This is a genomic window from Dyadobacter sp. NIV53 (assembly GCF_019711195.1).
GTDB lineage: Bacteria > Bacteroidota > Bacteroidia > Cytophagales > Spirosomataceae > Dyadobacter.
Genome location: NZ_CP081299.1, coordinates 926302 through 945376 on the forward strand (window position 1 = coordinate 926302; position 19075 = coordinate 945376).

12 protein-coding genes are annotated in these 19075 nt (G+C 41.9%); 6 read left to right on the plus strand and 6 right to left on the minus strand.

Going from position 1 to position 19075, the window contains the following annotated elements:
* Positions 1 to 55: 55 nt before the first annotated feature.
* Together KZC02_RS03710 and KZC02_RS03715 are read right to left on the minus strand one after the other, a co-directional pair.
* Entirely contained in the window at positions 56 to 370 is a 315-nt protein-coding gene (locus KZC02_RS03710) for a hypothetical protein (protein ID WP_221392877.1), read from the minus strand.
* Complete coding sequence (locus KZC02_RS03715; protein ID WP_221392878.1) at positions 345 to 794, minus strand: hypothetical protein; 450 nt, start codon at positions 792 to 794, stop codon at positions 345 to 347. Before KZC02_RS03715 ends, KZC02_RS03710 begins: the two co-directional genes overlap by 26 nt.
* Before the next feature lie 209 nt (positions 795 to 1003).
* On the opposite strand from KZC02_RS03715, the gene KZC02_RS03720 reads away from it, so the two are divergent.
* The 3 genes from KZC02_RS03720 (at position 1004) to KZC02_RS03730 (ending at position 6652) form a co-directional block, all read left to right on the plus strand.
* Positions 1004 to 1999: an endonuclease/exonuclease/phosphatase family protein gene (locus tag KZC02_RS03720; RefSeq protein WP_229253980.1), complete on the plus strand. Its 996-nt coding sequence runs from the start codon at positions 1004 to 1006 to the stop codon at positions 1997 to 1999.
* Positions 2000 to 2301: 302 nt separating this feature from the next.
* Positions 2302 to 5814, plus strand: coding sequence for an ELWxxDGT repeat protein (locus KZC02_RS03725; RefSeq protein ID WP_221392879.1), 3513 nt, complete (start codon positions 2302 to 2304; stop codon positions 5812 to 5814).
* A 427-nt stretch (positions 5815 to 6241) separates the two neighbouring features.
* Positions 6242 to 6652, plus strand: a complete 411-nt coding sequence (locus KZC02_RS03730; RefSeq protein WP_221392880.1) for a response regulator — start codon at positions 6242 to 6244, stop codon at positions 6650 to 6652.
* Positions 6653 to 6846: 194 nt separating this feature from the next.
* Here the strand turns inward: KZC02_RS03730 and KZC02_RS03735 are convergent, their stop codons facing one another.
* Positions 6847 to 7209, minus strand: a complete 363-nt coding sequence (locus KZC02_RS03735; protein WP_221392881.1) for a hypothetical protein — start codon at positions 7207 to 7209, stop codon at positions 6847 to 6849.
* Between the two features lie 408 nt (positions 7210 to 7617).
* On the opposite strand from KZC02_RS03735, the gene KZC02_RS03740 reads away from it, so the two are divergent.
* On the plus strand, positions 7618 to 11094 hold the full coding sequence (locus tag KZC02_RS03740) for a DNRLRE domain-containing protein (protein ID WP_221392882.1): 3477 nt from the start codon (positions 7618 to 7620) through the stop codon (positions 11092 to 11094).
* A gap of 102 nt (positions 11095 to 11196) precedes the next feature.
* Here the strand turns inward: KZC02_RS03740 and KZC02_RS03745 are convergent, their stop codons facing one another.
* The 3 genes from KZC02_RS03745 to KZC02_RS03755 all read right to left on the minus strand — a co-directional run bounded on the left by KZC02_RS03745 (position 11197) and on the right by KZC02_RS03755 (position 16614).
* Positions 11197 to 14700: a hybrid sensor histidine kinase/response regulator transcription factor gene (locus KZC02_RS03745; RefSeq protein ID WP_221392883.1), complete on the minus strand. Its 3504-nt coding sequence runs from the start codon at positions 14698 to 14700 to the stop codon at positions 11197 to 11199.
* Positions 14701 to 14741: 41 nt separating this feature from the next.
* Positions 14742 to 15113, minus strand: a complete 372-nt coding sequence (locus KZC02_RS03750; protein WP_221392884.1) for a two-component regulator propeller domain-containing protein — start codon at positions 15111 to 15113, stop codon at positions 14742 to 14744.
* Between the two features lie 652 nt (positions 15114 to 15765).
* Entirely contained in the window at positions 15766 to 16614 is an 849-nt protein-coding gene (locus tag KZC02_RS03755; RefSeq protein WP_221392885.1) for a ThuA domain-containing protein, read from the minus strand.
* Positions 16615 to 16844: 230 nt separating this feature from the next.
* On the opposite strand from KZC02_RS03755, the gene KZC02_RS03760 reads away from it, so the two are divergent.
* Positions 16845 to 17435, plus strand: coding sequence for an RNA polymerase sigma factor (locus KZC02_RS03760; protein ID WP_221392886.1), 591 nt, complete (start codon positions 16845 to 16847; stop codon positions 17433 to 17435).
* A 227-nt stretch (positions 17436 to 17662) separates the two neighbouring features.
* The gene (locus KZC02_RS03765; RefSeq protein WP_221392887.1) at positions 17663 to 18847 is read left to right on the plus strand and encodes a FecR family protein; all 1185 of its coding nucleotides are present in this window, start codon (positions 17663 to 17665) and stop codon (positions 18845 to 18847) included.
* The last annotated feature ends 228 nt before the right edge of the window (positions 18848 to 19075 follow it).

The window sequence follows — 19075 nt, forward strand, 5'->3', positions numbered from 1 at the left end:
TTACGGCGTCCGGATTCTCTAAATTTCTGTTAACATCTTTGCCAGTCAGATAGAATTATAAATCGGCTTCCCGCTGTAAAATTATTCTGGCTAATTTGAGTTCCAATCCGTAGACAATTGCGGCTTTATCGCGTCGATTCCGGCTATTGACCGGAAAACGTTTTTTCAGGGCCGAGATTTGCTGGTAACGCTGATAATATCTTTTTATAAGGTCAGGATTGGCGTGGCACTTCATTTTTTCAACATTCCACAGACGGAAATAAATTTGTGAAAGCGAGCCGATCACTTCGTCAAAAAGATCAGTTCCCAGAAAAATATCTGATCCTTGTGTATCCGCACTTTGTTCAATATTTGAAACCTGCTCTTCCATGCCCTAAAAATGGTTGTGTGTGAAATAATTTTAATAATCCTTCATTACATTTTTTTCTGAAATAATAGAAAAACGCGCTGCTGTTTGACTCGGTCTGTATTACAGAATTGTAATGTTCCCAATTGTTACTTTCCATGAAATTGAGCAAGGAAGCAGCCGAGACAAAAACTTTTTCTTTTCCGCTAACAGGATCTGTAATTTTTTGATTCTCAGAATTGTTAGCAAGATTAGCAGCGTTTAAATTACTTTTCTGGCCATAATCTACAAACACCCTTACATTTTTTCTGAGTGTCCAGTCCACTACCATCACCTCAATGACCTTAATTTTCTCATCCCGATTAATATCAACATTGCCCACAAAAACCTGACTGTAAGAAAAAGAGAAAGCCAAAAGAAAGACAAAGAATAATAAACAGAATTTCATAAATTTAATATATCAATTTTCCAACAATGATATAGATTTTTCAATTAGTAATCATATTAAAAAATTGTTATTTCTTTATAGAAATTCAACTTTGTAAGCACAAATAGGAGCCACTACCGATATAGCCTTTTAAAGCTAATAATATGTTAACAATCAGGAATTATTAAGATCATACCCGGCATGTACTTTTGGGAGACCAACACATTGATATGCTAACCGTTTCAAATAAAAAGAACCGCTACATAAAACAGACACTTTCTGTACTGTTTATATTTTTCTGCCTGCGCGCAGGTTCTGTATCTACCGGTGATTTCAGTGCTTTCGCCAAATCCATGCAGTTTGCTTTTTTATCCGATACTTCCAGCTCCGGAAGCTTTTCTGTTATCACCTATAACATTGCAGGTTTACCCGGCATTATTTCAAGCGCAATGACCGAAAGAGAATCCAGTATAACGGAAATAGGGAAAAGGTTAAACGCATTCGATATAGTACACGTTCAGGAAGATTTCAGTTATAATGACGATTTATACAGCATTGAAAACATGCACCCTTTCCGGTCGGTTACCAAAGGAAATGTGCCTTTTGGAGATGGACTCAATACGCTCTCAAAATATCCGGTCACTGAAATAACCCGTATCAGCTGGCAGGATTGCACCGGAGCAGATTGTCTGACCCCAAAAGGATTCAGCTATTCCCGGATCGAAATAGCCCGAAATCATTTTATAGATTTTTATAATGTACATGCCAATGCATTTAACGATACGGAAGCGGCAGCGGCAAGAAGGAATAATATCAGGCAGCTTTCGGATTATATCAAAACGCATTCTCAGGGACATGCCGTTGTTGTAATGGGTGATTTAAATGCTCATTACAGTTTTTATCACGACAATCTAAATACGCTTTTAACTGATAATTCCCTTACTGATACATGGGTATCGCTGCAAAATAATGGCAGCATGCCGATAGCACTTACACAAACTCCGGAAAAAAATATCCTTGGCCTGAATGCTTCGACCGAAACAATTGATAAAATACTTTATCGCAGCAGCAACGAAATCCTGCTAAAACCTTCGGAATATAAGCTCGAACGCCAACTTTTTAATACTGCGACCGGCATACCGCTGTCGGACCATCATCCGGTTAGCTTATCATTCGCCTGGACTTTGCAGGATCAAACCAAAAATCACGTCGCTTCCATAGATTAACCAGTTTTATCAGTCCGCCATATCATCCTGATTACTTACTAAAAGTATCTCTCTCAAAGGATAACCGGTAGGTATAACATTCCCCGACAGATCGTCGGCTATTCATCAACCAGACAACGAGCACTTCTTGTTTGGAACTATTTATTTCCCCCTGTTTTTTTACGCAAAAGCCTGCAATTTCATTGTTAACCAGCTGATAAATCGAAAGATAACTATTTTGATTTTTTATTATCTAAAATTTAATTTATATGTAAATTCACATAGGAATTATAATTTGGCTCATAAGTCTCAACTTAGGTCACATGAAAAAACTTCTGTTTTTTTTAGCCGTTTTGGTTATGCCTTGCATACTTACGGCTCAGCAAATCGAACTGGTTAAAGACATTAATGTATCACCAACGGGTTTCGGGCTTTCCTTTCGCGGACAAGCGGTAGCCAACAATATGCTCTTCATGATTGCGGGTGACAACACGAATGGGTTTCAACTCTGGCGGAGTGACGGAACCAATGAAGGCACGATCCGATTGACCGACAACTATCAGCTAAATAATACCTCTGACCCCTCCTATCTGACCAGTGCCGGAACCTATGTATGTTTCAGGATGGTAGTGGATAACGAAAACTGGCTGTTCCGAAGTGATGGTACAAAAGAAGGTACCTATCCGATCCATAAAATTGCCTTTTCCAGTTCGGAATACTGGTGGGATATGGCAAATGTAAACGGAACTATATTTTTTTCCAGTGCTGGGGAACCGAACGGGCGGCAGCTTTGGAAAACAGACGGAACAAACGAAGGGACAGTTCTGGTAAAGGATTTTGGTGTTTCCACCACTGGTGAATCCGGCCCTCTTGAATTTTTTGACTTCAATGGAAAACTTTCTTTTGTTATACGCGACGAAGAAAATTATTCACCGGCTGTTTTGTGGGAAAGTGACGGAACCGAAGCAGGGACCGTCCCAGGGCCAGCTTTGACCAGAGGCATACTTCAAAGGGCTGTACTTGGTGGCTACATGTATTTTCCCGAAGAAGGCAGCCTTTACAGAACCGACGGAAAAACCATTACAATTGTCAAAGATGGTTTTTATTGGCTTCGAGGGCCTTTTGTTGTGGGGCAGACTATTTACTTTTCAGCAAATCACGAAGAAAGCGGCGAAGAGCTCTGGAAGTCTGATGGTACAGCGGAAGGTACTGTGTTGGTAAAGGATATTTATCAGGGAACAAAAGACTCGGACCCCACTGCTTTTGCAAATGTAGCCGGAACACTATTTTTCAAAGCGCAATCCCCGTCAGGATGGCGGTTATGGAAAAGCGATGGAAGTGAGCCCGGAACTGTTCAGGTCAGCGATATTGAAGTGAGCAGATATACTTTCGCAGGCCAGAATGATCTGGTCGCAGTAGGTAACCAGATCGTGTTTCCGGCTGGACCTGAATCCAACGAATTATGGAAATCGGATGGAACAGAAGGCGGGACGCAGAGACTGGCGCCCTTCAGGGTTGAGGTTGAAGGCCGGGTTGGCAATGAAGTCTTTTTTATTGGAAATGGAAGCAACGGTGAAAATCTGTACAAAACCGACATGACCATTTCAGGAACAAAGGCAATTACCAGCAAGAGCTCAACTGCGAGTTCTTCACCTCAGAATTTAACCGATGTGAACGGTACAGCATATTTTATCACCGTTTCAAAAGATAGCGAATATGACCTTTGGAAGAGTGACGGCACAGAAGGCGGAACTTTCAAATTACAAGGCCCATCAATTTCATACGAATATTCTCCTCCCGAATACCTTACCAACGTAAACGCAACGCTGTTTTATGTGAAGAACAGTGACGAGCTCTGGAAAAGTAATGGTACAGAAAAAGGGACCGAACAGATTCCAATCGAAGAGGAACCAAATTATGGCGGTGCAATCAGCGAACTGATTCCGGTAAACGAAACACTATTTTTCCAGCGGAGCAATAATATCTGGAAAACGGACGGGACTAAGGCTGGAACAGTTCCCATTGCCGGCAAAGGGTCAGCAGGTTTTGGGGCGGTGGCAGGCCTGACCAATGCAAACGGTACGCTGTTTTTTGGATCTAATGATTTCACTTCCGAAACAATGGACCTTTGGAAATCAAACGGAACTCCCGAAGGAACTACCGTGATCGGTACATTTGAACAAAATTACCAGTTCAGTCCGGTTGCATTCAAAGGCGAACTTTACTTCGGTGCAAGAGATGGCGTCAACAGCGTGGAGCTTTGGAAAAGCAATGGTACAGTGGAAGGCACAAAAGTCGTGCGTGACGTAACTTCCAGTCGCGGAGATTTTCTTTATAAGTCTGAAACGATCGCCGCCTCTGGAAATTTTCTGTACTATATAACTAACGATACTACTGGTTATCCACTGGTCAGGACGGACGGAACGGCTGGCGGTACATCGTTGATCAAGAACTTATTTCCCGGCGGGCATCTGGAAAGGTGCAGGCTATACGCAGCCATGGGCCTGGTTTACTTCACGTTATATAATCCTGACACCAACCAGGATCTACTATGGAGAACGGATGGTACTACTGGCGGTACATTCCAGCTTGCTTCATTTGATGCATACGTACCGAAAGATTCATATGAGGAACAAACTACCATTCGTATAAAGGAGGAACTGAATGGCAAACTTTTGTTTGTACCATATAATAAGGAAACCGGGGATCAGTTATGGGTGACGGACGGAACACCGGTAGGTACCAAAATGCTCACAACTATGGGCCGTACACCCGCAAGATTCACCCTTTCACCTTCGGTTAAGTTTGGAAATCTTTTTTACTTCTCCATGTATGACCAGGACAACGGTGTTGAACTCTGGCAAAGTGACGGAACGGAAGCGGGTACGCACATAATTACGGATTTTAATCCCGATGGAAATACAGCATTTTATGAAATGGCAGTGATCGGAAATAAATTGTTTTTGGCTGCTGATAACGGTAAATCCGGCAATGAGCTCTATAAATACGTTCCATCTGCGAAAGAGGATGTGGTCATTTCTCCTGTTGCAGATGCTTATGTGCGCAATGTGCCACTGGAGACAAACAATTTTGGAACTGAGCCGGAGTTGGGTATTAAAGCGAGCAGCCTTCCCAGTTATCAGCGAAAAACTTACCTGAAATTCCCGCTCAGTAGCGTCAATGATTTCACTTCGGCCAAACTCAGGATTTATGGTCATAATCTAGAAAACAATATAAATGTTATCCTCGCAGCAACAGGAGTAGAAAACGACAGCTGGACCGAAACAGGTATTAACTGGCTAAATGCACCTTCCGGAAACGGCCCGGTCCTTGACTCGGTTACCGTCAACAGCCAGTTAAGTTATTATGAACTCGATGTGACTGACTTTGTCAAAACCCAGCTTGATGGGGATAAAACCGCCAGTTTCCTTCTGACTAATCCAACCAGCCAGAACATCCGTCTTTTCTTCAACAGCCGTGAAAATGCAGCCAATCCACCTCAGCTTGTACTTGTAAACCAGACCGGCCAGGCGGCAAGAATAGCAGCAATGACAACACCGGTCAGAAAGAGGTCTAATAATATATCTGTCATTTATCCCAACCCAGTACGGGACCGTTTCTCCATACAGGTATCGGATCTTCACAAAGGGCCAACGCAGCTAATGCTGACCAATATGAGCGGAAAAACATTATTTATAAATCCGGCATTGCTCAAAAATAATGCCACTTCTGTGGAAGCCGATATTTCATCCCTGAAACTGCCGGCTGGAAAATATTTGGTTCAGGTAAAGTCAGTATCTAAACTGGAAGTAATTAATGTAATGGTTTCTAATTGAAAACTTTTACAAATAATAATTTGACATCGATAAAAAACAGCTTAGAATTATAACAGCAAATTTCCAGAATGCCGGTATTGCGACCCGGTTTTTTTAATAACATGGGTTTATATACCAAAACTGAATAGGTCTCAAAATTATACGTTTGGGTGGGATCCATACGAAGCAAAACATCCAAAACTATTTCAATTGTTTCCGGGCAAAAACACATTTATTTAGTTACTCATAATGAGGCACTTTGATGTAATATACCCCTCATTCTCTCTTCCAGTACCAGTTCATTTTTCGAGATTAATAATACTGGCCGAAAATAACAGCCTAATTCCATCTTAAATAGACACAATTAATATTTGATAGAATTAATTCTATCAAATGGCTTGGTTTTAGATGAATATATTCATTATAGATTAAAACTAATTTTATAGCTATGAAAATATATGTTATTGATGACGAGTGGATCTGCCGCTTTCTCACCCAAAAGCTGATTCAAAAAACTGTTGCAAATTCTGATATAATACTTTTTTGTAACGGTCAGGAAGCAATTGAATTTATGAAGCAGCATTTAGATATCCTGACGCTTCCCGAATTAATTTTGCTGGATATCAATATGCCTGTTGCCAACGGATGGAAATTTCTGGAAATGATGCAGGCACTTCAGATCAAAGATTATTATCCATCAATTTATATTGTCAGTTCTTCCCTGGATCCAGATGATATTGCCAAGGCACAGACATATACCGCAGTACTGGGCTATCTGCCAAAGCCACTGACAGTAATGATTTTGACTCCTGTACTGGAAGCCGCGCTGCACAACTCTGCACTTTTACCAATTAATTGATTATCTGGCAAATATTAATAAATATTTGGAACAAATTAATCAATAGAAAATGAAGAATTGAACCGTTCTACCTGATAACAATTTTTGCATACCTATGGCATGTTGTGGATTTTGATTAACCCGATTGCGACAAACAGGCAGCCGCTAAACGGCATAAACTCACTGCTTGGCAAAATAATATCAAAACCAGTAATTTAATGAGAGTCCAACGCTAAATTATCTATCAGATCATCCAGCGACCAATGAAATTTGACCAGTTGACTGGCATCCGTATGGTCAGTATAACTTGTGACATATCCCCTATCATTTTCCGGTATTGAGACCTGAAATTCATTAACATATTCAAATCCTTGCTTATTGTCCTTTACAGGATTGGTGATCCGGCAAACTATGGCTGAAACATGGTGGCCTGATGTTGTTAGGGTAATAAACCAGCGATTTGGAAGCGTAACAGTTACTTCCATGTCGTGCAACACCAAACTGTTGTGTGTATATAATTCTGCTTCCGGCCATTTTTTCAGAATATGATCCAGAACACTATTGCAAAGTTGTAACATCTGGGTAAGGATTTATTGGTGTCAAAGATTTGATCCGGATACATTTTTTATAGAAAAAAGCGGATAAAAGTCATCTAAATGCTACCCTGATGGCCATTAGCATCACTTTTTAAGAATTCCATCTACAAAAAAATTCTTCATGGCAACCATGAGGGTTACCTTTCTCATGAAAGTGGCAATAAAAACTAAACACGCAAATCTTTATACGTTTTTTCCGAGGATATTCCTGTTACCGGCTTTCTTGGATAAACGGCGAAATGACGTATATACAAATTACATCAAAATAAAGCAGATAATGCCTGTCAGGGAGGTAAATTGTATGTTTTTGAAACCAAATCACCCATATATGAAACCAAATTGCTAACTGCCGGCAGGATGTTTTTTTAACCTTTACAGAAAAACTCTGCAATGAAAAACAAATCTACATTTGCTCACCGTTATCATGCTCAACTATCCATTTTGCAAAAGCTGATTACATCTTTTGCATTTTGTTCTTTACTGGTTTTGAGCATTTCTGCATCATTTGCAAAAAATCCTGAAAAGGATCACAGGCCAATTGCCAGATCCGGAATTGCTGACGGGCCAATACTTAAGCCGGTACAGCCGATCTGTTTTGGTGGTTCACCGCAAAATGCCATATTTTTTGAAACTTTTGAATCCGGGCTTGGCAGCTGGGCAATTTCCAATTATGGCAATACAAATGACAGTGCACCCTGGACACCCCGTGACTGGACTGTAAGCGCTGCTTTACCAGACGGAAAAGCGGGTAAGGCGGCATTTGCTGCTAATCCTACTGACCAGGATTGTGGCGATGACTGGGCAGCTGGCGTAATGAGTATTACAAGTCCTGTAATTACCATTCCTTCTAATGCCGTGGCACCATTTTACACAGCTTTTGACCATTATTTCAGTCTTAAAGCAGGTTTTGACGGTGGAATTGTTGAATATAGAATTGGTAACGGCGGCTGGTCAACGGTACCTGGCCAGGCATTTACAGATAATGGATATAACAGGGCCCTGGATGCTTACAATCCCTATAATCCTCTTGGATCAGTTCCGGCTTTTTCAGGTCCGGAAGCGGCAAACACTGCAAGCGGATGGGGACAAAGCCGTATTAACCTCACTACCTTAGGGCTTGATGCCGGTGAAACCATACAGCTCCGCTGGTCATTGGGTACAGACGAGGGTTGCAACGGCAGGATTGGCTGGTACATTGATGATGTAAGGGTCTACACCTGTTCAGGTGCTCCAACAGTTCAATTTTTAACAAGTGCTACGTCTGTAAATGAGGGCGAAGCAACTGTTGCCAGACCAACACCTGAGCAGTGCCTGAAATATGTGGAAAAAATAGTTACTGTAAAGATCAATGCTGCTCCATCTCAGCCGGTAACTATTACAATAAATTCTGCCGGAACCGCTACCAATGGAAAAACAGCAGATTACAATTTAACACCAGGCACCTTTACGCTGCAGGCAGGTAAGCTCTCCCAGGAAGTGAAGGTCAGGATTTATAATGATGCCTACGTTGAAGGCAGCGAAACAGCCGTTTTGACTTACACGCTGACTAGTCCGGCAGGAGGCAATGCGGTCCGCGAAACTTTTAACCAGCAGCATACTGTACTGATTGCAGACGATGATTTTACACCAGGTGTCAGAAGTGTTGAATTGCTTTCAGCAGATTTTAATACGAACACTTTGCCACAGGGCTGGAATATGGTTACCACAGGTGGCTATGGAAAAAACTGGACTGTATTTTACACCAATGAGTTTTCAATGAATAACTCGCCGTTTTTGTGGGCTAACCTGTATGATGATGGAAACGTCCTGGATAAAATTGTGGAATCGGCCCCTTTTGATTCTTACAATATGACTTCCATCAATGTAGCCTATGATGAGATATTTGAACCTGGTGAGTTTGACGAAAACGTGCAGGCACTCGTGGATGTATGGGACGGGTCACAATGGCGGAACATCCTGACCCAGAATTTACAGACTGGCCAGTCTGGTTCATGGTCTGGTTATGGTAAAAGGAATATTTCTATTCCGGCAGCATTCGCCAATCGCAGCATGAAAGTACGCTTCCGGTTTATTGCTGCACTTAGCTCGTGGGCTATTGACAATGTGAAAATTACAGGTGTTGTAACCAGCCAGGCCGAAACTGCCCTGACAGCTACTCCCGCCCAGGAATATCTGGGGCCGAATGCGACTGTATACTTCTACGATCAGGCTACAAAAAACCTGGTTGCCAAAATCAAGAACCTAAGCAGTTTTGACTATGGCTGCACGAGCGTATCAATCAACCGGGCTGGTAATTTACAGACTAACTGGTACGACGCTTTTAATATTACCAGAAAAACGATTAAGGTAACACCAACCAACGACAATGCAACCGGTGAGTATGAGGTAACCCTTTATTACAGATCTTCTGAACTGACTGGATCTAACGGAGCAATCATCAGGTCCATGGGCAGGAGCAAAACAGCAATTGGTACAGGAAATAATGATTCCAACTCAACATCCGAAAGCGTTACCAGCTCTACGCTGAATGCAAGTCAGGCTTTTACTTCGGTCTTTCATTCCGGCTTTGCAGTTTCCTCGGGTTTTGGCCTATCCGATGCAACGCCTGCCAAAAATGCAACGCAAAGGATCAACTCCGGGGGTGAATCATTTGCAGCTACGGCCAGCCGTGTATTTTCAGCAGACCAGTACTTTACGGGTACAGCCAAAATATCTGTTACAACCGGCGATATTATTGCCACTACCGATGACGAATTGTACAGAAGCCAGCGTCTGGGAGCCGCTTTTAGTTACAGTATCCCTGTTCCGAATGGCCAGATAAGCATCGTATTACATTTTGCTGAGACCTACTGGGGTGTTCCTGGCAAAGGCGGCTCCGCAGGGACCGGCAAGCGGAAATTCCATGTCAACATCGAAGGCACCCGCAAGCTGACCGATTACGATATCTTTGTAAAAGCAGGCGGCGCCATGAGGGCCCGTACAGAAACAATCCCGGTGACAATTACCGATGGTGTACTCAACCTTGATTTTCTCAAAGGTTCTGCGGACAGTCCGGCCCTTGCTGCCATTGAAATCTTGTCCACTCAGGCTATATTGGCTCCACTTGCCGATGCGACGATCCGCAACGCGCCAAATACTGCCATTAACTACGGTACAGCCAGCACCCTGGAGATTAAAACAGGAAGTTTGCCGAGTTATGCCCGTACTGCTTATCTGAAATTCCCGCTTGCCGGTATAAGCCAGATTGGTTCGGCAAAACTGCGGTTATATGGGCAGAACGTACAAAATAGTACTAATGTCAGTCTGGCGGCCTTCGGTGTAAGTACAGATTCATGGACCGAAACAGGCGTTACCTGGTCGAATGCACCGGCCAGTTCCGGGGCCGCACTGGGAAGTGTCAATGTAAACAACTTAGCCCAATATTATGAAATCGACGTGACCGCTTATGTAAAGGCGCAGCTGACAAGCGACAAAATAGTGAGTCTTTTTATCACAAATCCAGCCAACCAGAACATTCAGCTGACTTTCAACAGCAAAGAAAACGCAGCCAACCCACCACAGCTGGTCATTACGGCAGTGGCACCGCCTACTGCAAGAACAGGCCGGGAAGTAGAATTGATATTGTCGGAATCCCTGGCAGAACCGGAAGCTTCGTCGGTTTATCCCAATCCGGCAGACAAGCATTTTACAGTTTACATTTCAAAAGCACATGAAGGGAATGTAGATCTGCAAATGATCAATCTGGATGGTAATGTTGTTCAGCAAATGAATCCGGCTGCGAAAGATTCAGAAGGTAGAAGTGGATCTGTCGTCAAGGCAGCTTCCCGAAGGGATTTACCTGATCAATATCCGGTCCGGTACATTTAAAGAAACCCTGAAAGTATTGCTGAAGAAGTAACTTATTTTGAACAAGAAATCTGAACCATCCATCTTTGAAAGAGCATTTTTCAAAATATGGATGGTTCAGCTTCAAAATGGCTTATTCTTATCTGTTAATTCCTTTTGTATGAATTCAGACGGACTGATATTGTAATAAGCCCTGAAACTTTTTGCAAAATAAGATGGAGAATCGAAACCGGTTATCTCAGCGGTCTCACTACTGTTCAATCCTGTTTTCAAAAATTCAGCAGCACGTTTGAGCCTGTAATTACGGATTACGTCGCCAGGGGCCAAACCGCTCACAGCCTTGACTTTCCTGTGCAATGTGACACGGCTCATAAACAAATCCAGCGCAAGATTTTCAACACCATAAGCAGCTGAATCCAGCTTTGACTCCAAATGGCCATACAGTTTTTCGAGGAACGGATCCTGAACCTTGTCCGTATCTGTAACAGTTCCGGAAGGGCTCAGACTTAGGCGGATATGGTTCTGCATCAGCCTTCTCTGCTCTATCAGGTTCGCAACACGCAGTCGTAGTTCGTCGGCATAAAACGGCTTGGTCATGTAATCATCCGCTCCCTGAGACAGTCCCTCAATTTTACTTTCATAGGCTGCTTTTGCTGTCAGCAATATGACCGGAATGTGGCTGGTACGCAAATCATTTTTTAATGCCCGGCACAGCGCATACCCATCCATGTATGGCATCATTACATCACTTATAATAAGATCGGGAAGGATTTCAGTAGCCTGGTACAAACCGGACCTGCCATCTTCTGCTCTAATAATACGATAATGTTCCGGCAGGCAGTCTGCAATAAATTCTGCCAGCTCTGCATTGTCTTCTACGACTAATATGGTAGGAATATAATCCGGATTTTCGGCTTCAAATCCGGTGTCCCCCAACAAATATGATACCCTTTTATATGGATAATATTGTTTGTCCTTTATACTTCCACGCTGATATGGGATCTGTACCAAAAACGTTGAACCTTTTCCCGGCATACTTTCAACACTGATCGTACCATTCTGCAAATCAACAAGTTCCTTTACCAAAGCAAGGCCAATGCCGGTACCCGTATTAACACCACCTGCTTTGTTTATACTGTAAAAACGATTAAAAATCAAGACTAAATCCTCTTTTGATATTCCAGTACCTGTATCTGAAACCCATAATTTTACTATTCCGGCATCTTCCAGTTTTACAGTTATTTTTCCAAAAGCTGTGAATTTAAGTGCATTAGACAAAAGGTTCGTAATAATGGAGCCTAGTTTTGCAGCATCAAACTGGTACATGCCACTTATGTTGCTTTCAAAAAGCATTTCAACTCCTTTTAATTGCGCATGTTCTTCAAAGTCACTGACCAGCATCCTAACAAATTCACCCAGATCTGCTGATAATGTTTCAACAGGCATGGCATCAGCATCAATTTTTGACAAGTCCAAAAGATTATTGACCATATCCAGCAGGATTTTAGCATTGCGGTTGATCAATGTTAACGGTTTAGCATAGGCCGTGTCATTCAGCTGCTGCATCAGCGTTTCAGCAGGTGATAAAATCAGTGTCAGCGGTGTCCGGAGCTCATGCGTGATATTGGCAAAAAACCGGTTTTTCATCTCATTAATCTGTTGTTGCTGCACTGCTTCTTTCAGGCGAAAAGCACTGGCTTGTTTAAAGCGGGCCCGTGCCAGATATAATCCGATCCAATACCATATAAAACTTGCTGTTATAAATGCATAAAGCATATAGGCCCACCAACTTGCCCAATATGGCGGACTGATCACAATGGACAGGGTACTTATCTTGTCACTCCAGATACCTGATGTATTTGCAGCATTTACGTTCAGCGTATAGCGGCCCGGGCTTAAACCGGTATATACAGCTCGTGGCACGTTAGATTCTACCCAACTCTTGTCCAGTCCGTTAAGTCGGTACCGGTAGCTGTTCTTGGCAGGATTGTTATATTGCATTGCCGCAAACTGAAGCGTTATAAAATTCTTATCATAAGGTAAGGAAATTAGTTTCATAGCCTGAACCGGCGGAAGTGCATCAACGGAATCCGAGCTGCTTTCAACTATTTTATTATTAATTTCAAGTGATGTGAACTGCACGCCAGGTTTAAACTGATCATCAGTGATCTGGTCAGGATAAAAACTGGTAAAACCCTCCAGCCCAGCCATGATTATCTGCCCGTCAGGCATTTGTATGTAATGATGACGGTTAAACTCATCCGCCAGTATACCGTCACTCCTTGTATAAGTCCTGACCTTTAAGGTACGAATATTCAGCCGGCAAAGCCCTTTGTTGGTTCCCATCCAAACATTGCCGCGGCGATCTGGCAAAGCAGAATAAATTACATTATCAGGAAGGCCTTTTTTAACTGTATATCTTTTGCATTTTCCGGTCCGTTTATCAAAAGCGCAGAGACCGCTGCCAAAAGTACCGATCCACAACCTGTTGGGGTCGATGGGATCTGCGGACATACAAATCAGGTTGTTACTACTTATCGATGCGGGATCCGCTGCATTATTTTGAAACCAGGCCATTTTTCCGGTTTTGCGATCCATTCGCAAAATACCCCTGTTAGAGGTGGCGAACCAGAAAGCCTCACGGTCAACCCTGAATTGTAAAATTTCGCCTGATTTTTCGTAATCAATTTTGATTTCAGATAACTTCCATTTTTTTTCAGCCTCATCATACCATCTTGGTATTCCCCAATACAATGCCCAAACCTTTCCGTTTGGCTCTGTCGCAAGAGGCACAACAGACATGTTGAAAGGTGGTACCGGTAAAACAGAAGTTTCGGCCTTTCTTGTTTTTAGATCAATATGATATAAAATTTCATTACCTGCATTCGCCCAAATCTTTCCATGGCCATCCAGCGTGTACCTGAAACTGTAAGAACGCTGTGTTTTCACCTGCTGGCTTTGTTTTTCAGATGCATGTAAATAATTCCGCAGTAAATCCACCTGGAAATTGGTCTGGTAGGCCATCGTCTTAAAGCGGCTGGCACGAAGGTCATATTTGTGGATACCCGCCCCGTCTGTTCCCACCCAAAGCACGTCAGATCGATCTATCATTAAACTCAGGCATCTGCCACGCCCCTCCGGAAAGGTTGCGATTATTTCAATGGGTTTATTTTTCACGTGACGGTACAAATGGCTGCGATATGCAAAGTAAACAGTGCCGTTACTGCTTTTTGCATAACGAAATCCCAGCCAGTCTTCTCCCTCATCCGGCAGGGAATAATAATTGGACCTGCCATCTTTTGGATTTACGACAATCAGGCCATGTGAGCTGCCTACCAGCAATTGTCCGGAAGCATCACCGTATGTAGATGTAACTATATATTCTTTAAAAATCCGTTCCGTTTCAGATGTTCCGGGAATAGGTACGAAGATCTTGCTGCCTTGATCAAAACCTAAAATACGCGCGCCGGCTACAATCCTTATATTCCCGCCCGGATCTCCATCGATATGCTTTATATGATTATCGTATGATGAAGGATTACTGCTTATCTTAAACCACTGGTATTGCCTGGTTTTGGTATCAATACAAACGAGGCCTACACCCGTCTTGCTGCCGTAAATTTTCAAACCAAGCCATAATTGATCTTTGTTATCAATATAATGACTGATTATTTCGTATTTACTGAACTGTTTTTGAAAAAAGGAAGTTTTGAAAAATTTACAAATTCTTCCGTTACAGGATCAAAAGAATCAATATCAAAGTTTTCAGAGAAAATCCAAAGCTTGCCATTGCTGGCCTTTTGAATGGACAGGATAACGGGATTAGACAGAGAAGGCCGCAGGCCAGTCTGAGGATGAAATACTTTGAAATGGCTGCCATCATAGCGGCACAGTCCGTCGCGGGTCGCCATCCAGATGAACCCACGCTGATCCTGTACAATAGAAGGAATAAAGCTTTGGGGAAGTCCCTGCTGGTCAGTCAAATTTACTGAAGCAGGTAAGGACTGGGCTATTACATGTCCGGAAAACGTTACCGCCAAAAAAAACAAAAAATAAAAAAAGCTGTATTTCAAAACCCGCAGCAATAAGCACATTACAACTATATTTTATTGAAGGAAATTACTGCTTACCACGGCAAAAGGCCGACAGTTCATTTAAACTAATATTCAAAGTTTTATAGTGCGGATCGTTTCTTTCATGAAACAGGAATAACTACCGGTATTTATATATACGTTTTACTTAAAATAAAATGTAGTTAAAAAAACCAGGCGATTTTTGAACATCATGACAGTGGTTAATTTAATTGAGATCATAGGCTCGCATTATGACACCAGAACAGCATCATTTTTATCACATTATGACTTAAAGAAAAACGGGATACTGTGTTGATTTCCAGCTCACAGCACAACCCCTACCCCTCTGGTTACTGAGTGTGTTGCTAGTTGGGGATTTGATATATAACCCGCCCAAATTCCAGCGGTTTCGAAAAGAGTAAAAATATCAATTTTAAAGTTTTCATTTGTGAGTTAAATTAAAGGTAATTTATTAGCCGATGTATCTGGCAGTTAATTATCTCTTATAAGCTCCTGAAGTAAGGTTCTTACCTCTGTTTTTGAATAAAATTGACACTTATTTTACATTTAATTATAACTGAAAAATCCTGTCACAGGTTAGAGCTTTGTTTATAAAATATTAATTCATTGACCAACGGATGGCATTTTCTACCGTACGAACAAAATCAGGCCGCTGCCAAACGTCCTTACTATGCCCCATAGATGTATAGAACGTCTTCCCTTTGCCAACAGTCCGGTACCAGGCAACCGGATGATATTTACCCATACCGAAATTTTTATCCTTCATCCAGAGCATATTACCATTGGGAATAATCTTGTCTCCATCGATATAGGATAAAATCTGAACTCCTTCCGGCTGATGAAAGAAGACGTACCATTCATCTTCATCCGTCCAAATTGGTGACAATTTTTTGGTCAGGATCGAATCAGCGTTTATTTCCACATGCACTTCAGTTTTTTGCAAATGCGGGTCAAGCGAATGGTGAGAAAATTGCGTACCGATTAAATTAATTTCATACCAGGGCCAGTGATGCGAATTATCTCCTGCTCCATGAATACCAATTAACGTTCCCCCGCTTTCCACGTATTGGCTTAAAGCCTTCTGCTGCTCATCATTCAGAACAGGACCCGTGGAGTTATTAAATATGACGGCCCTGAAGTGGCCCAACTGTTCAGGATTAAAAACTCCACCATCCTCAGTTTTGTAAAGAAACCAGTTGTTCTGTTTTGCCATTTTGGAAAAAACCGGTAATGAAGCTTCAATAGATTCTCCATGCCGGAAAGCCGTAGTTTTCGAAAAGACCAGAATGGCAGGTTGGTCAGCTGGAAATTGTATTACGGGCTTTTCCGTCTCGTAAGTAACAGGAAAACCATTTTTGATTTTGTAAAAGAATAAACTTGCCGCTGCTACTGAGAACACGACAAGGCACAACAAGATCCAGAGAACAACTTTACCAATTTTTTTCATATCCGTTGATACCAGAGAATTTCAAATAAAGTGATCTGTAATTTCCATTCTTTGATTAAGAGCCATTCAGGTCTTCTTAAAAATGAACAGATACAACGCACAAGAGTTGCTGTAATAGTTTTTATACTGATAATATAAACCTATTGGAAAAATAATTTAAACGAATTATGCAGCCCATCAAATGTTTCTTTTATCATTATTTTAATGTTATATTTATCTTTTCGATGAATATGGCGGTTTATTCAGATCATAATGATACACAATTGCTAGACCTCATGTCGGGGGACGATAATCAGGCTTTTGCAGAAATTTACCAGCGTTATAAAGGAGTTCTTTTTGTGCATGCATACAGAATGCTGGGAGATTATGAGGAAGCGAAGGATGTGCTGCAGGAACTTTTTACATCGCTTTGGACAAAAAGGAATAACATCGTTTTAAAATCTACTTTATCTGCTTATTTATACGGAGCTACCAGAAACCGGGTTTTTGATATAATCGCCCATAAAAAAGTACAGGAAAAATATGTCAGTTCTTTAGCTCGATTTTTAGAAGACGGCGAATGTATCACAGATTTGCAGGTCAGGGAAAATGAACTTGCCGGGCTCATCGAAAAAGAAGTGGCACTGCTGCCACCTAAAATGCGAAGGGTTTTCGAACTAAGCCGAAACGAACATTTTTCGTACCAGGAAATCGCAAACGAGCTTCATATTTCTGACAAAACCGTAAAAAAACAAGTGAATAATGCACTTAACATCCTGCGGGCAAAACTTGATATTGTGTTCTTCATTTTACCAGGTTTGATTTTATATAAAATGTACTAATAATAATTAAGGTTAATAAGAGAAGATTAAACGCAATGGACTGCAATGGACGCAGGATTTAAAGAATATATGCAACCTCGTTTTTACCTTGCGTTCATTACGCCATCCATCGCGCTTATTGCGTTTAAATTTCCTTTTATTAGTCTTGTTTAAAAAAAATTTACATACTCCCCTACTACTTTAACTTCCCTTAACCGTCTTGTAATCAGAAAGCAGGATCTGGTGACATGGACAAAATCAAAGCAAACGAACTAATCCGGAAATACAAAGAAGGCACTTTGTCAGCAGAGGAAAGTGCTTTACTTGAAAGCTGGTATCTGGAATATGCAAAATCACAGCATACAGATATCCGGATGGACGCATTGGAAGATCATCTCGATGAAGTCTGGCAAAATTTGCCTGGAAATGTTGCTGTGACGAAAAAACTTATTATCAGGCCATTATGGAAGTGGATGGCGGCAGCAGTTTTGTTAATAATCGGTGCTTTTGGAATTTTGGAATATAATAAACAGAATCAGGCAGTAACCAGGCAAACCATTGTACCGCAAGGCGATGCTTTACCAGGCGATAACCGGGCGATACTCACATTGGCAAGCGGCGAGGAAATCTGGCTGGAAAACGTTAGTTCCGGAAAGGTTGCCAGGGAAGGCGGCAGTGAAGTGATCAAAACCAGGCAGGGAGAAATCGTTTATCAGCCGGAAGGCAAATCAGGTGCGAATGTCCTGAAGGGAGAAGTAACCTACAATACTATAAGTACACCAAAAGCCGGACAGTACCAGATCAGGTTACCAGACGGTACCAGGGTTTGGCTCAATGCAGCTTCCTCTATCCGGTTTCCGACAGTATTTGATAACCAGGAGCGTACAGTTGAAATCAAAGGTGAAGTTTATTTTGAAGTAGCTAAAAAAACGAACAAAAAGAATCGGGTGCCGTTTAAGGTAATTGCCGGCAGCCAGCTCATAGAGGTGCTTGGAACCAGATTTAATGTAAATAGTTATACGGATGAGGAGAATATCAAAACCACTTTATTTGAAGGAAGTATCAAATTGCAGGTGGAGGGAAATCTTGACAAGGATATCCTGCTCACTCCCGGGCAACAGGCAAAATATAATCCCGTACAAAAGAAAGCGGCTTCGGCTACACTTCCGTTTCTCATTACCCAGGTCGATACGCGTTCGGTCCTGGCCTGGAAAAACGGATATTTCCGGTTTGATAACATTGGCCTGCCGGAACTGATGCGGCAGCTTTCGCGCTGGTACGATATGGAAGTTGTATATGAAGGAACGATAAAGGATTATGAGTTTGTCGGGCAGATCGAACGCGGGACAAATCTTTCAAAAGTGCTTAAAATCCTCGAACTCGGTGGCGTCCATTTCAAAATAGAAGATAAAAAGATCATTGTAACGGAATAAGTATTACGTACTATTTAAACCGGCTGTCTATGGTAATATAAATGCTTTGATAAAGCTTAACTAAACTTTCCGAAAAAAAAACCGTTTCAGATGCGACCTGAAACGGTTGTAGGCCCGGAATGATATTCCTTTTCCGCCCTGGCGGTAATGGTCATGCTGTTTCCTTTTGACAAAAACATTCACTTTCCTAAACCCAACCAAAAGTATGCAAATTTTTCCAACACAGAA